The following is a 14934-nucleotide window of genomic DNA, read 5'->3' as shown; positions in this document are numbered from 1 at the left end:
AATGTCTTCAATGTCTCCAATGGCGGCCACGGCCCGAAAATCTTGCTGTTTTGCGGCAGCATGCACTTCAACCTGGACGGATCGCACCCCTTGCTGGGCATGATGCCGGACATGATGCGCGCCAAGGAATTGATGGCTGGCGAGCCAGGTATTCCGCATCTGCTGCAAGCCATGGCCGGCGAAATCACCATGAACCGCGCCGGTTCCGGCGGCATGCTGGCGCGGCTGGCCGACGTACTGGCTGCAAGCATCATCCGTTCATGGGTGGAAAACAGCGGCGGCGACACCAGAGGCTGGATCGCGGCGATCAGGGATCGCGACATCGGCCGCGTACTTGCCGCCATTCATCTGCAGCCCGACAGGAACTGGACTGTCGAAGCGCTGGCGCGCGAAATGGGCGCCTCGCGATCGGCCTTCGCCGAACGCTTCACGGCCGTCGTTGGCGAAACACCGGCGAGATATGTCGCCCGGATACGCATGCACCAGGCGCGGCAATGGCTGATCGACGATCGGATGCGGGTTTCGGTGGTCGCCGCCAGACTGGGTTACGATTCCGAAGCGTCGTTCAGCCGGGCGTTCAAGCGCATCATAGGCATCTCGCCCAGCCACCTGCGCACCGTCGACGGCACCTCCGAAAACCGCTGAGACGATCCCGGATCCGCGGCCATGGATCGCAGGGATGAATTGCCGGGTCTGGATGAATTGCCAAGCCTTCCGGACGCAATGCCATTGCCGGGCCACCCGCATGCAATAGCTTGCCAGAACCAGGCAGCGAGAGGCCGGCGTCCAGTCGGCCCGAAGAGGAGAACCAATGCCAAATCATCCGAAGGTCATCGCACTCGCCGTCATGCTTGCGGTTCCCGGGCGCGCCTTTGCCCTCGAGGACAGCTACCTGCCGGCCGACAAGATCCCCTATGTGGCGGAAGTACCCGACCAGCCGCATCGTCTTGGTCCATTGTGGGGCGAGCGGGCCAAGGGTCCGGCAGGCACGTTGCTGAAGGTTCCCGGCAACTGGCGTGCACCGGTCCATGCGCACACCGCGGATTATCGTGCGGTGGTCATAAAGGGGCTGTGGGCGCACTGGCAGATGGATGGCGGCGAGGCGACCAAGGTCGAACTGCCTCCTGGATCCTACTGGACCCAGAAAGCCAATGAGATGCATGACGACGCCTGCGTCTCCGACACGGAATGCGTGATCCTGCTGATCAACGACACGCCCTACGAAACCTACTTCCAGAAATAGGCTGGGATGCGGCCTAACGCATGTCGCCCAAAAGTGACCTCGGTTTTGGGAGAACGACATGCACAAAAACAAAGACCTAAAGCGCGTCGCGTGAATCCGTTTCAGCGCGACGCGCTTTATGAGGCGTGCCGCAAGCTGACGCCGCTGCCCTTGTCGAACAGCACCACCTTGTCGGGGTTCCAGGCAAAGCGCACCGCCTGCTCGATGGCGACGTCGGTCCTGGCCGGCACGGTGGCACGCAGTGTCGCGTCGCCGACGCGCAGCGTCAGGATCTTTTCGACGCCGTGGTTCTCGACGTCGTGGACATGCGCCTCGACCGGCGCGCCGCTCTCGAGATAGACGTCCTCGGGACGAATGCCGAAGACGAGTGGGCGACCGTCGGTCGCCCCGCCCGCTTTGGCTCCCCCCGAAAAAGGCAGTTCGAAGTTCAACGGAGCCATCACCGCACGGCCGTTCACAAGCTTGCCGTCGATGAGGTTCATCGGCGGCGAGCCGACGAAGCTCGCCACATAGGTATCGCGCGGATTGTTGTAGATCTCGTGCGGCGTGCCGGTCTGAACGATGCGGCCATGGTTGAGCACGCCGACCTTGTCGCCCATCGACATCGCCTCGATCTGGTCGTGGGTGACGAACAGGAAGGTGGCGCCGAGCTGCATCTGCAGGTTCTTCAGTTCAGTCCGCAGCGCCTCGCGCAGCTTGGCGTCGAGCGCAGACAGCGGCTCGTCCATCAGGAACACACGCGGCTTGCGCACGATGGCGCGGCCGATCGAGACGCGCTGCATCTCGCCGCCGGACAGCCGATCCGTCTTGCGGTCGAGCAGGTGCTCGATCCGCAGCGTACGGGCGGCACGGTCGACGCGATCCTTGATCTCGGCGTCGGGCAGCCGGCGAATCTTCGGCTTCAGCGGGAATTCGAGATTTTCGCGCACCGTGTAGCGCGGATAGAGCGAGTATTGCTGCAGCACCAGCGCCACGTCACGCTCGGCCGCACCCCAGTCGGCGACGTCGACGCCGTCGATGAAGACCTGGCCTTCGCTCGGCTTTTCCAGGCCCGCGATAAGCCGCAGCGTCGTCGTCTTGCCGGCGCCCGTCTCGCCCAGCAGCACGAAGAACTCGCCATCGGCAATATCGAGATCGAGCCCGGTGAGCGCAGTGTGGTTGCCGAAGGTCTTCGAGATGTTCTTGAGCTGGATATGGGCCATGTCTATCGTCCCGATCTCTTTTTCGAGGGCGTCTGCCCTCCGCTATAGCTCCGGGCGTTCGATTGTTCGAAAGGCCAAGTCATTGGCCTTTCGTGTCCTTCGGCCATCACAATCTCACTCCCAGCGACTTGCCGCTTGCCGTGTCGAAGAAATGCGCTTGGGCCGGATCGATCCTGGCGAACACCTTCTGGCCGGGACCGGCGACGAAGCCGCTCTTGGTGCGTGCGCGCAGCATCTTTGAGCCGACCTTGAGATCGACAATGTCGAAGGAGCCAAGCGGCTCGACGATCTGCGTCTCGACCGGCAAAAACCCCTCCGTCGCCTCGCGGCGGATGAGAACGCCTTCCGGCCGGATGCCGAGCGCGAGCTGGCCGCCTGCATGGCCGTTGAGCTTCGACAGCAGCGCCCGCGGGAACTCGAAGCCGGCGGGAGCCCCGCCGACCGTCACCGAGACCGAGGACGCCGTCTCGGCGACTGCCGCATCGGCGACGTTCATCACCGGGCTGCCGACGAATTGCGCCACGAACAGATTGGCCGGGTGCGAATAGACCTCGTCGGGCGAGCCGACCTGCTGCAGCACGCCTTCATGCATGATGACGATGCGGTCGGCGAGGCTCATCGCCTCGATCTGGTCGTGCGTCACATAGATGGTCGTCGACCCCTGCTTGATGTGCAGCCGCTTGATCTCGGCCCGCATCTCCTCGCGCAGCTTGGCGTCGAGCGCGCCGATCGGCTCGTCCATCAGCATGGCCTTCGGCCGCCGCACCAGCGCCCGGCCAATGGCGACGCGCTGCATGTCGCCACCCGAGAGCGCCGATGGCTTCTTGTCCAGCAGATCGGTGATCTGCAGCGTCTTGGCGACGGAGCGAACCTCGCTGTCGATCTCCGTCTTGCTCTTGCGCGTGGCGCGCAAGGGGAAGGCGATGTTCTCGTAGACGCTCATATGCGGATAGAGCGAGAACGACTGGAAGACCATGGCAATGTCGCGGTCGGCGGCCTTTAGATGCTGGATCGGTTTGCCGTCGATGAGGATGTCGCCCTCGTCGATCGTTTCCAGCCCGGCGATGGCCCGCAGCGTCGTCGTCTTGCCGCAGCCCGACTGGCCGAGCAGAACGATGAACTCGTTGTCGGCGATCTTGAGGTTCAGGTCCTTGATGACCTGGACGGCGCCGAAGAATTTCTGGACGCCGCGAAGCTCGATCTGGGTCAATGCTGTGCTCCCGGATTGCGCACCTGGCCGGTGCCGGCCTTTTCCTCAGGCGCGATCTTGGAGGTTACGTTGAAGCCGACCAGCCCGATCAGGATGATGGTCAGGCCATATGTGTGCAACAACAGGTTCCAGGGCTGGCAGAGTGCTATGATGCCGAGCACCATCAGCACCTGCGAACCGGGCTCCAGATATTTCTGGTTGATGGCACGAAAGCTCATTTGCGAATCGCTCCGAAGGACATGCCGCGCAGCAGATGGTTGCGGAGCAGGAACGTGAAGATCGCGACCGGCAGCAGGAATAGAAAGGTTCCGGCGGCGATCACCGTCCAGTCCGGCAGGCCCGAGCCGACCTGGCTCGGGATGAAGGGCGGTGCGGTCTGGGCGCGGCGGTTGGTCATGATCAGTGCGAAGGCATATTCGTTCCACGCGGTGATGAAGCAGAACACCGCGGTGGCGGCGATGCCGGTGGCCGCCTCGGGCAGCACGATCTTGAAGAAGGCCTCCATGCGCGTGTAACCGTCGACCAGGGCCGCCTCTTCATACTCTTTCGGTATCTCATCCATAAAACCCTTCATCAGCCACACCGAGAAGGACAGGTTGAAGGCGGTGTAGAGGATGATCAGGCCCACATGCGTGTCGTTGAGGCCGAGCGCCCGGTACATCAGGAACATCGGGATCGCCACCACCACCGGCGGGAGCATGCGTGTCGACAGGATGAAGAAGAGCAGGTCAGCCTCCCCCTTCACCTTGAAGCGCGAAAAGCCATAGGCGGTGAAGGTGCCCATGCCGACCGCCAGCACCGTGGAGGTGATGGCGATGATCAGCGAGTTCATGAAGCGGCTCGGATAGCCGGACCATTGCACCTGGCCCTTGCCGTCGCGCACGATCTTTTCACCGCCGTCGAAGACGACGCGCTCCCACCAGGGCGCTGCCGCATACTCTTCCGGCGTCGGCGCGCTGCGCAGTTGCGAGCGCTTGGTGAACAGTTTGACGAAGGGCGATATCTCCGGCTGGAACACCACCGTCGGCGGGATGGTCGTGGCAAGATTGCGCGGCTTGAACGCCGTTGAGGCAATCCAGTAGATCGGCGCGAGGAAGATGATCGTCACCAAAAGGACAACGACGATGGCGACGCGATTGAAGCCGATTTCGGAAGAAGTGCGGACGGCGGCCATCTCAGCGCTCCTTCACCTTGTTGAGGTATTTGACGTAGATGTTGGTGATAGCCAGCACCATGATCAGCACGATGTAGGCAAGCGCGCAGGAGCGCCCGGTCTGCCATTCCTGGAACGCCATCTTGTAGAGCCGGATCGAGATCACCTCGGTGGTTGGCTGGCTGGTCAGGATGTAGGCGAGATCGAAGGTCTTGAACGCCTCCATGGTGCGGAAGATGATCGCGATCATCAGAATCGGCGCGACCAGCGGCAGCGTAATGCGAAAGAAGGTATAGAACGAGCCGGCGCGGTCGATCGCCGCCGCCTCGTAGAGGTGCTTCGGCACTGCCGACAGGCCGGCAAGCGACAGCAGCATGACGAAGGGCGACCACATCCAGATGTCGGTGATGGCAACCGCGTAGAGCGCCATGTCAGGGTTGGACAGCCACTCGAAATTGCCGAGGCCGAGTGCATAGTTGATGACACCCCATGACGGATCATAGAGCAGTTTCCAGAACAGACCGACGACGGCCATCGACAGCATCATCGGCAACAGCAGCAGTGTCGTCAGCAGGCCCTTCAGCGGGATATCGCGGTTGAGCAGCAACGCCACGCCAAAGCCGACGATGACCTGACCGACCACGGAGACGATGACATATTTGGCGGTGATGGCGAAATTCGACCAGATGAACGGGTCGTTGAGCAGTTCGCGGTAATTCTGCAGTCCGACGAAATTGGCCGCCGCCGGGCTCGACGCGCGAAAGTCGGTGAACGAATAGCCGAGCGAATAGAGCAGTGGAAAGATGTTGAAGACGATCAGGAAAACGATCGTCGGAATGATGAAGAGATTTCGGATCGTGAGGTCGCTCATGCCGCGGGTGGCGGAGCGCGAGTTGGGATCCAGCGTGGTCATGACTGCAGTGGCCAAAGCCAGTTCCTTCCTTGAGAAGAGAAAACGGAAGGGGTGGGCTCCCACCCCTTCCGAGCGTTAGTACCGCTTACTTCACGCGGTTGTACTTCTTGAACGTCGCGTTCCAGTCCGCGGCGAGCGAATCGAGCACTTCCTTGGCCGTGCCCTGATTGCCGGTGATGTACGGATAGACGCGTTGGTTCATCGCGATGAGCAGCTCGGCGTACTCCGGCGTCGCCCAGAAGTCCTTCACCTTGAACATGGTTTCGTAGAAGGCCTTGTTGTAAGGCGTGGCGTTCTGGAATTCAGGCGACTCGAGCACCTTGGCACTTGCCGTGTAACCGCCGAGTTCCGCCCACTTCTTCTGCGTCTCGTCTTTGATGAACCATTCCAGGAACTTCATCGCCTCTTCCTTGTTGTTGGAATAGGAGATGACGGAGATGCCCTGGCCGCCGAGCGCGGCGAACTGGTCGCCGTTCGGGCCGGCCGGGTTGGCGAAGAAGCCTGTGTTCTTGGCATTCGGGTTCGAGGCTTCGTTGATGAGCGCCGGGAAGAAGGCGAAGTAGTTCATGCTCATCGCAGCCAGATTCTCGGTGATCGCCTGGTTGTCCTCGATGAAGAAGCTCTTGGCCCAACCAGGAGGTGTGAAGGAATAGAGTTCCTTGTAGACCTCGAGCGCCTTGACGTTCTGATCGGAGTTGATGATCCCGTCGACCTTGTAAGTGGCATAGTCGCCAAGTTCGCCGCCGTAGGAGAAGATGGCGTTCTCGACGCCCATCACCAGGGCATCATATGAATTGTCGGTGTAGATGGCGACGCCGTAGCGCTTCTGGTCGGGACGGTGGAAGAATTCGGCAATGTCGCGCAGCGCCTTGAAATCCTTCGGCACGCCGAGATCGTAGCCATACTTGGCCTTGAAGGCTTCCATTTCCTTGGGGTCCTCGAACCAGTCCTTACGGTAGGACCAGCCGACTGCGTCACCCTCGGCCGGGATCGACCAGTACTTGCCAGAGGCCGACGGATATTCGGCGTAGTACTTGACAGTCGCCGGCGCCATCACCTCCTTCAAATTATGCTTGTTGAAGAAGTCGGTAAGGTCGACATAGTGGCCCGCCTCGGATGCGGCACCGATCCACTGCGAGTCGCCGACCACCATGTCGTAGGCGCTGCCCTTGGCGTTGAACTCGGTGAATGCCTTGGTCTGGAAGTCGGACCAAGGCGTGGTTTCGACCGTGACCTTCACGCCGGTCTCGGCCTCGTAGAGGTTGACGAGTTCCTGCAAATAGTTCGCCGGATCCCATTCCGCCCAGAATATGGTGAGTTCTTTGTCCTGCGCGTAGACGGACGTTCCGCAGGCAAGCGTTAAGCCGATACCAGCAAGTGCGCTGGTCACTAACTTGCGCATAATGATTTCCTCCCTTGTGCGCGTTCTACCTTATCGTGCGAGCCGGCAACGGGGCCGGCCCTGGTAGTTCCTCCCGTGATCGCACCTTCCCGGTTTCGAGCCTCCTCGCCCCTGCCGGAAAATGGACCGCAACCCTCACTTTCGATCCGCTTTTCTGATCCAATCTGGTATTACCAATTTCGCATGCTCGTCAAGCCCTTTCTTGGCAACTTGACGTGGCCATTGCCATCGGTTTAGTGCTTTATCTGCCTGTTTTACCAAGATTTTCCTACTCAGTGATATGATTGGGTATTGTCCGATACCCCACTCGACGGCTAAGATCAGTAGCGTGCATGCCAATCTGGTCGAACCAGATAGGCTCTATTTCATGACTACCTTCGGATCGAGGCTGCCTCCTTCATCGACCGATTCCGCGACTGCCGCACGCACCAGCGCCCCGGCCGCCCAATGGGCGACCGCCCTCGTCCGGCGGCTGTCCAGTCCCCAGATATCCTTGAGCACGATCAGCACCTCGACGCCGAAGATCAGCGACAGCGCCTGCGCCAGCCGCTTGAAGTCGCGCGGCGGCAAACGGCTCTTGAGCGGCGCGATCGCATCTTTCAGCAAGTCGATGCGATGGCCGCGCGTAAAGGCGGGCTCAGCGCCCAGCGTGCCGGCCTGACGCCGCGCCCATTGATCGAGCGACAGCTTCAGTGCTGCCTTGAACGTGGCCTCGAAGGCCTCGATGCGCGGCATGGCCGTATCGAACAGCTCCGCGACCCGGCGCTCGGCATCGGCGGAGGTCGATCGCCAGGTGAGGATTGGCCCCAGCCCCTCGTCGACGACGGCCTGCACCAGTGCCGACTGGCTCGGGAAGTAACGATAGGCGGTGGCACGGGAAACCTCGGCCGCCTCGGCGACCTCGCTGACCGAGGGCGTGACGCCCGCCTGCATCAGCCTTGTTGCCGTCTCCAGCATCAGCCGTTTGGTCCGCGCGCGCGGCCCACGTTCGGGCACCGGGCCGGTTGCCCGTTCAGCGTCGTCGCTCGCAGTGGATTGTTGACGTGAGACATTCATACCAATACGATACGCGCGTCTCAAAAATTTGCAATGGTGTCCGCATCGTCGAGTGGCCCGGGCAATGAGCGATGGGGGCGGCATCGCGCCTGCCAGGATCGGGGGAGCGCAAATGAAGCGTATCTATGTGGTGGGTACCGCGGACACTAAGGGCGAGGAGCTCGCCTTCCTGGCCGATGCGATCACTGCTGCGGGCGCCATCGTTTGCCGTGTCGATGTCGGAACGCGCGACGCAACCATCCCCGTCGATATCGGCGCTATGGAAATCGCCGACCATCATCCCGGCGGCCGTGACGCCGTGCTCGGCGGCAATGACCGTGGCGCCGCGGTCGCCGCGATGGGCATCGCCTTCGCCCGCTTCGTCCAGTCGCGCACCGACATTTCCGGCATCATCGGCATCGGCGGCGGTGGCGGCACATCGATCATCACGTCGGGCATGCGCGCCCTGCCGCTCGGCCTGCCCAAGATCATGGTCTCGACGCTCGCCTCCGGCGATACCGCTCCCTATGTCGATGTCTCCGACATCATCATGATGCCGGCGGTGACCGACATGGCCGGACTGAACCGGATCTCCCGTGTCGTGCTGCACAATGCCGCCCAGGCGATCGTAGGCATGGCAACCAAGCCGGCGCCGCCACCCGACGGCAAACTATCGATCGGCCTCACCATGTTCGGCGTCACAACGCCTTGCGTGACCGCCATCGCCGACCAGCTCCGTTCCAGATATGACTGCATGGTCTTCCACGCCACCGGCACCGGCGGCCGCAGCATGGAAAAGCTGGCCGATAGCGGCTTGCTGTCCGGCGTCATCGACATCACCACGACCGAAGTCTGCGACCTCCTGTTCGGCGGTGTGCTGCCGGCGACTGACGATCGTTTCGGCGCCATAGTTCGTACGGGGCTGCCCTTTGTCGGCTCCGTCGGCGCGCTCGACATGGTGAATTTCTGGGCGCCTTCGACCATTCCGGACCACTATCGCGGGCGGCTTTTCTACGAGCACAATCCCAATGTCACGCTGATGCGCACCACGGCGGTCGAATGCCGTGCGATCGGCGAATGGATCGGCACCAGGCTCGCCCGCTGCGGAGGGCCGGTGCATTTTCTCATCCCGGAAAAAGGCGTCTCGGCGCTCGACATCGAAGGCGGCGCCTTCTTCGACCCGGAAGCCGACGCCGTTCTGTTCGAAGCCATCGAGCGCACCATCCAGCCCAACGGCAAACGCCGCGTGACGCGCCTGCCGCTGCATATCAACGACCCGGAATTCGCAAAGGCTGCAACATCGGCCTTCCTCGACATCGCCAGACAGTGAGAGATCCAGAAAGATGCCCGCCATACCGCGCAAGGACATATTGAAGAAATTCAGGGGAATGATCGCCAAGGGTGTGCCGATCGTCGGCGGCGGCGCCGGCACCGGCCTGTCGGCGAAAGCCGAGGAGGCCGGTGGCATCGACCTCATCATCATTTACAATTCCGGCCGCTACCGCATGGCCGGGCGCGGCTCGGCCGCCGGCCTGCTCGCCTATGGCAATGCCAACGAGATCGTCAAGGAGATGGCCTACGAGGTGCTGCCGGTGGTCCGACACACGCCGGTGCTGGCCGGCGTCAACGGCACCGACCCGTTCGTCATCATGCCGCTGCTGCTGGCCGAGCTGAAGACCATGGGCTTTTCCGGCGTGCAGAACTTTCCCACCATCGGTCTGTTCGACGGAAGCATGCGGCAAAGCTTCGAGGAAACCGGCATGGGCTTCGGCCTCGAGGTCGACATGATCGCCGAGGCGCACAAGCTCGACCTCTTGACCACGCCCTATGTCTTCAACCCCGACGAGGCCCGCGCCATGACCAAGGCCGGCGCCGACATCGTCGTCGCCCATATGGGTGTGACGACGGGCGGCTCGATCGGCGCGACATCGGCTAAGTCGCTCGACGACTGCGTCGTCGAGATCGACGCCATCGCCAACGCGGCGCGCTCGGTGCGCAAGGACGTCATCCTGCTTTGCCATGGCGGCCCGATCTCGATGCCGGGCGACGCCCGTTACATCCTCTCCCATGCCAAGGGTCTGCACGGCTTCTATGGCGCCAGCTCGATGGAACGGCTGCCGGCGGAAGCCGCGATCGCCCGGCAGACCGCTGATTTCAAATCGGTGACACTTGGTGGCCAGAAGACCACGAAGAAAAAGAAGGGATGAGAGAGATGACCGACAAGAGCAAAATGTTTGTCTACCCGAAGGACGTCAGCGCCTTCGGCTTCGACTGGGGAAAATTGGCGCTGACGGTGGCGCCCGAAGTGAATGGCGCAACCCGGTTTTCCGGCGGCGTCGTCGACCTGCCGTCCGGCAAGGGTCACACGCGCCACAATCATCCCGGTGCCGAGGAAATCATCTTCGTCATTTCGGGCCATGGCGAACAGATGGTCGAGGACGAAAAGGGCAATCCGGTGGTCGCAAAAGTCGGCCCCGGCTGCACCATCTATGTCCCGGAAAGCCGCTTTCATTCGACGCTGAACACCGGCGACGGGCCGATGCAGCTTTTCGTCGTCTATTCGCCGGCCGGGCCTGAACTGGTTTTGCGCGAGCTGCCGGATTTCAGGCTGATCGCGCCGGGGCAGTGATGAACTTGTTCTAGGGTAGCGCTGCCCCTCATTGTCCTGCCGGACATTTCTCCCCGTATAGTGACGGGGAGAAAGACGCAGTCACCGGCGCTTTCGCCAATTTTAAACCAAATAGGTGCCGAGGGCGCGGCTGCCCTCTTCTCCCCGTCACTATACGACGGGGAGAAGGTGCCGGCAGGCGGATGAGGGGCAGCGCCCGCCTTCGTCCTAAAGAGTACCACCCCTGTTCCACCCCCGGCCCCGATCACCGAACATCGCATAACCAGCATCCGTCACCGCCAGCGTGTCCTCCAGCTTGATGAAGCCGCGCGTCGGGTGGAGCATGGTTGTCTCCACCGACAGCACCATGTTCTTCTCCAGCGGCTTGGCCGCATAGGTGCCTTCATAGGTCACCGGGTGGTTGGTCATCAGGAACGGCGCCTCATGTGTGATCAGCCCCATGCCATGGGCGAAGAAATCCGTGTAGGGCGCGACCTTCGAAGCCTTCAGCACGCCCTCGGCATGCGAAATCATGTCGCCGCCCAGCGTGCCCGCTCTGACCTTTGAGAAGGCCGCCTGCTGCACCGTCTCGACCTCGGCCAGCAAATCCTCGAGCTCGGCGTCCGGTTCGCCCAGAATGCCCATGCGGCAGAGGTCGCCGATATAGCCGTGATAATTGCCGCCGGAATCGATCGACAGAACCTCGCCCTTCTTCCATGCTTGCGGCGAGGCGGCGCGGTTGTGGCTGGAGCCCAGCGTCAGCAGGCAATATTCGAAATGGATGCCGCGATTGGTTTCCTCGCGCCGCAGCTGTTCGATGATCTCGCCCTTGGTCGTGCCTTCGCGTGCCCAGGCAATGGTTGCCAGCATGGAATCGGTGATCAGTTCAGAGGCCGTGCGCAGCTTCTCCAGTTCGGCATCGGTCTTAATGGCGCGCATGCGCTCCAGCATGTCGGTCGCGTCGATCAGCCTGGCATCCGGCAATGCGTTGCGGATCAGCGTATAGGCGTCCGACGGCAGGAAGCCGGGCTCGATGCCGATGCGCGCGCCCGCCTTGCCGATCTTCTGCAGATGCTCGACCGCAAGGTTGGCGGCGTCGAGCGTGCCCCAGCAGGCGGCGTGCAGCGTCGGCGTCCAGAACGGGTTGTTCTGATGCTCGCCGCCCTCCATGCGGTTGCCGATATAGGCGGCATGGTCCGGCCCGCCCTTTTCGTACACCACGATCGGCAGGTATCGGCTGTGGCCGATCGCATCCATGGCGGCGAAGAAGATGAACTTGTAGCCGCCCAGCAGGTATTGCGTGTTGTGCTTGGAGGTGGCGAGCAGCACATCGATGCCGGCCTCCTCCATCAGCCGGTCGACCCTTGCCTGGTCGAACGGGATATTGCCGACCGCATTCTTGCCCGGAGCAATGTTCATCTCTCTCTCCCTGAATTGCCGGATCGCCGCTGTTCCGCTCCCGATCCCTTGGCAGCGGTCAATCTGCACCATTTTGCCCGTTCTGGTCCAGCCAGAAACAGATGAAATGTCGCGTCTCTATGTCTCCGTCCCGTCATACGTCGCATATTCAACCAATCTGGTCCTACCAGAATGATCAAATTGAGCCACGCCCTCCATACTGGTCCAGCGGACGAAAATTTCAAAGCCAAGCGAGGATGCGCCAATTCCGTCTCTGGCGAAACCCTCGGCAAGGCTCATAATCGCCGCCGCAAGGATGCCGGTGGGCTTGCCGGCGTCCGAGGGGTTGGCGCACCCGACCGGGTCGCGGAGAGGACGGAGTTCGATCATGTCAGGTTTCACGATTTCCAGACGCACGATGCTTGCCGGCTCGGCAATGCTGCTGGCCTCCACCGCAATGCCGGCACCGGGCTGGGCGCAGACGCCAAAGAAGGGCGGGCGGCTGGTGCTTGCCGCCGATTCCGAACCGCGCAACCTCAACCCGGCGATCGTCGCCTCCAACGGCGTGTTCTTCATCTCCAGCAAGATCGTCGAAACGCTGGCCGAAGCCTCCTTCGACGGCAAGGACGGGCTCGCGCCACGGCTGGCGCTGAGCTGGGAAGGTGCCGCCGACGGGCTCTCGGCGACGTTCAAACTGCGCGACGGCGTCAAATGGCATGACGGCAAGCCGTTCACCTCGGCCGACGTCGCCTTCTCGGCGCTGCAGATCTGGAAGCCGCTGCAGAATCTCGGCCGCACTGTGTTCAAGGATCTGGCCAGCGTCGACACGCCCGACGATCTCACCGCCGTGTTCAAATTCGCCAAGCCGACGCCGTTCCAGCTGATCCGCAACGCGCTGCCGGCGCTGAGCAGTGTGGTGCCGAAGCACATCTATGAGGTCGGCAAGATCGAGGACAACCCGGCCAACAACGCGCCCATCGGCACCGGACCGTTCAAATTCGGCGAGTACAAGGCCGGCCAATATTACCGGCTGACCAAAAACGCCGACTACTGGGGCAAGGACGAGCCCTATCTCGACGAGATCATCTATCAGGTGCTGCCGGATCGCACGTCAGCGGCGAGCGCGCTGGAGGCTGAAGAGATTCAGCTGGCGGCCTTTTCCGCCGTGCCGCTGGCCGACCTCGACCGCATCTCCAAGGTGCCGGGCCTGAAGGTGATCTCCAAGGGTTACGAAGGGCTGACCTATCAGCTCGTCGTCGAGATCAACCATCGCCGCAAGGAACTGGCCGACCTGAAAGTGCGGCAGGCGATCGCGCATGCCATCGACAAGGATTTCGTCGTCAAGACGGTGTTCCTCGGCTATGCCGCGACAGCCACCGGTCCGGTGCCGAAGAACGATCCGCAATTCTACACCGCCGACGTGCCGACCTATGCCTTCGACGTCGCCAAGGCCAACGCGCTGCTTGACGAGGCTGGCTACAAGAAAGGCGCCGACGGCAACCGCTTTTCGCTCAAGCTGCTGCCTGCGCCCTATTTCAACGAGACCAAGCAGTTCGGCGACTATCTGCGCCAGGCGCTCGCCGCCATCGGCATCGATGCTCAGCTGGTCAACAACGACTCGGCCGCGCACATCAAGGCGGTCTACACCGACCACGCCTTCGACCTCGCGGTCGGCCCGCCGGTGTTCCGCGGCGACCCGGCGATCTCGACCACTATCCTGGTGCAGAGCGGCATTCCGGACGGCGTGCCGTTCTCCAACCAGGGCGGCTACAAGAACGACGCGCTCGACGCGCTCATCGCCAAGGCATCGGAGACGCTCGATACATCAGCCCGCACCGACCTCTACAAGGAATTCCAGAAGGAGGTGGCCACCGACCTGCCGCTGATCAACGTCGCCGAATGGAGTTTTATCAGCGTCGCGCGCGACACTGTCGGCAACATCGCCAACAACCCGCGCTGGGCGGTGTCGAACTGGGCGGACACGTATTTGGCAGGTTGACCTCTGGACTTGCAGATCGCCTGTCCGGGTGCTCAGGTTCGACAATGAGAGTTCCTTCGCGCGCCCCTCTGTCCTGCCGGATAGTGCCAGCCTCACCCTCCCCCTTGTGGGGAGGGTCGGCGAGTGGGTGCCGCGAAGCGGCAACCGGTCGACGGGGTGGGGGTACTGGCGCGAACCTGAAGGCCCCCACCACGCTCCGCTTCGCGGATCGACCCTCCCCACAAGGGGAGGGGTAAAGCCCGCATGACCCGCGCCCTCACGCTCATCCGCCGTCGCCTTGTCGGCAGCATCTTCGTGCTGCTGATCGTCGTCGTCGGCACCTTCCTGCTGCTCGAAGCTGCCCCCGGCGATGCGGTCGATGCCTATATCGTCTCGACCGGCGGCGACGCCGGCATGATCGAATTGTTGCGTCATCGCTGGGGCCTCGACCAGTCAGAGCTGACGCGGCTCGCCAACTATCTCTGGGCGCTGCTGCATCTCGATCTCGGCCAGTCGGTGACCTTCTCCAGGCCGATCCGCGACGTCATTCTCGAACGCCTGCCCAATACGCTGCTGTTGATGGTCAGCGCCACCGCGCTCTCCTTCGGGCTCGGCTCGGCACTGGGCATCTATGCCGGCGCGCGTCCGGGCAGTTTCCGCGACCGCTTCCTGTCGATCGGCTCGCTGGCGCTCTATGCCGTGCCGGGTTTCTGGCTCGGACTGGTGCTGATCGTCGTCTTTGCCGTCGACCTCCGCTGGCTACCGATCGGCGGCATCGAAACCCTGGCCTCG

Annotated in this window: 16 protein-coding genes; 7 read left to right on the top strand and 9 right to left on the bottom strand. The window is 62.4% G+C overall.

The genetic code is table 11. From position 1 onward, the window contains the following. Both EOB49_RS21980 and EOB49_RS21975 read left to right on the top strand, forming a co-directional pair. On the top strand, positions 1 to 645 hold a 645-nt coding region (locus EOB49_RS21980; RefSeq protein ID WP_164781760.1), incomplete at its 5' end, for an AraC family transcriptional regulator. 166 nt (positions 646 to 811) lie between these two features. Further along, complete coding sequence (locus EOB49_RS21975) at positions 812 to 1243, top strand: DUF4437 domain-containing protein (protein WP_127332286.1); 432 nt, start codon at positions 812 to 814, stop codon at positions 1241 to 1243. 116 nt (positions 1244 to 1359) lie between these two features. Here EOB49_RS21975 and EOB49_RS21970 read toward each other — a convergent pair whose 3' ends face one another. The 7 genes from EOB49_RS21970 to EOB49_RS21940 form a co-directional block, all read right to left on the bottom strand. Then, positions 1360 to 2445 (bottom strand): ABC transporter ATP-binding protein, encoded by a 1086-nt coding sequence (locus EOB49_RS21970; RefSeq protein WP_127268316.1) that lies wholly within the window; start codon positions 2443 to 2445, stop codon positions 1360 to 1362. 106 nt (positions 2446 to 2551) lie between these two features. After that, complete coding sequence (locus EOB49_RS21965; protein ID WP_127272298.1) at positions 2552 to 3655, bottom strand: ABC transporter ATP-binding protein; 1104 nt, start codon at positions 3653 to 3655, stop codon at positions 2552 to 2554. Then, a complete protein-coding gene (locus EOB49_RS21960) occupies positions 3652 to 3873 on the bottom strand; it encodes a hypothetical protein (protein WP_127268335.1) in 222 nt (73 codons plus the stop codon). The genes EOB49_RS21965 and EOB49_RS21960 overlap by 4 nt, the downstream gene beginning before the upstream one ends. After that, on the bottom strand, positions 3870 to 4829 hold the full coding sequence (locus EOB49_RS21955; RefSeq protein ID WP_127382221.1) for a carbohydrate ABC transporter permease: 960 nt from the start codon (positions 4827 to 4829) through the stop codon (positions 3870 to 3872). Before EOB49_RS21955 ends, EOB49_RS21960 begins: the two co-directional genes overlap by 4 nt. 1 nt (position 4830) lies before the next feature. Continuing rightward, on the bottom strand, positions 4831 to 5736 hold the full coding sequence (locus EOB49_RS21950; RefSeq protein WP_023812446.1) for a sugar ABC transporter permease: 906 nt from the start codon (positions 5734 to 5736) through the stop codon (positions 4831 to 4833). Positions 5737 to 5806: 70 nt separating this feature from the next. Further along, complete coding sequence (locus EOB49_RS21945; protein ID WP_023812445.1) at positions 5807 to 7123, bottom strand: extracellular solute-binding protein; 1317 nt, start codon at positions 7121 to 7123, stop codon at positions 5807 to 5809. A gap of 360 nt (positions 7124 to 7483) precedes the next feature. After that, a complete protein-coding gene (locus EOB49_RS21940) occupies positions 7484 to 8179 on the bottom strand; it encodes a TetR/AcrR family transcriptional regulator (RefSeq protein WP_127382220.1) in 696 nt (231 codons plus the stop codon). A 112-nt stretch (positions 8180 to 8291) separates the two neighbouring features. On the opposite strand from EOB49_RS21940, the gene EOB49_RS21935 reads away from it, so the two are divergent. From EOB49_RS21935 to EOB49_RS21925, 3 genes are read left to right on the top strand one after another with little or no spacing between them, the layout of a single operon-like run. Next, positions 8292 to 9488 (top strand): Tm-1-like ATP-binding domain-containing protein, encoded by a 1197-nt coding sequence (locus tag EOB49_RS21935; RefSeq protein ID WP_127382219.1) that lies wholly within the window; start codon positions 8292 to 8294, stop codon positions 9486 to 9488. 13 nt (positions 9489 to 9501) lie between these two features. Continuing rightward, a complete protein-coding gene (locus tag EOB49_RS21930) occupies positions 9502 to 10365 on the top strand; it encodes a phosphoenolpyruvate hydrolase family protein (RefSeq protein WP_127382218.1) in 864 nt (287 codons plus the stop codon). 5 nt (positions 10366 to 10370) lie between these two features. Then, positions 10371 to 10787: a cupin domain-containing protein gene (locus tag EOB49_RS21925; RefSeq protein WP_127322822.1), complete on the top strand. Its 417-nt coding sequence runs from the start codon at positions 10371 to 10373 to the stop codon at positions 10785 to 10787. A 207-nt stretch (positions 10788 to 10994) separates the two neighbouring features. On the opposite strand, the gene EOB49_RS21915 is transcribed toward EOB49_RS21925, so the two are convergent. Further along, positions 10995 to 12185, bottom strand: a complete 1191-nt coding sequence (locus EOB49_RS21915; RefSeq protein WP_127382217.1) for a Xaa-Pro peptidase family protein — start codon at positions 12183 to 12185, stop codon at positions 10995 to 10997. A gap of 117 nt (positions 12186 to 12302) precedes the next feature. Then, complete coding sequence (locus EOB49_RS21910; RefSeq protein ID WP_127382216.1) at positions 12303 to 12554, bottom strand: hypothetical protein; 252 nt, start codon at positions 12552 to 12554, stop codon at positions 12303 to 12305. Between EOB49_RS21910 and EOB49_RS21905 the strand changes: the two genes are divergently transcribed. Then, positions 12553 to 14163 (top strand): ABC transporter substrate-binding protein, encoded by a 1611-nt coding sequence (locus EOB49_RS21905; protein WP_127382215.1) that lies wholly within the window; start codon positions 12553 to 12555, stop codon positions 14161 to 14163. The genes EOB49_RS21910 and EOB49_RS21905 overlap by 2 nt on opposite strands. Positions 14164 to 14406: 243 nt before the next feature. Beyond that, the coding region (locus EOB49_RS37830) for an ABC transporter permease (protein WP_245472778.1) at positions 14407 to 14934 on the top strand (528 nt) is incomplete at its 3' end.

This window comes from Mesorhizobium sp. M7A.F.Ca.MR.148.00.0.0 (assembly GCF_003997735.1).
Classification (GTDB): Bacteria; Pseudomonadota; Alphaproteobacteria; order Rhizobiales; family Rhizobiaceae; genus Mesorhizobium.
This window is presented reverse-complemented; position numbering and strand designations above follow the sequence as displayed.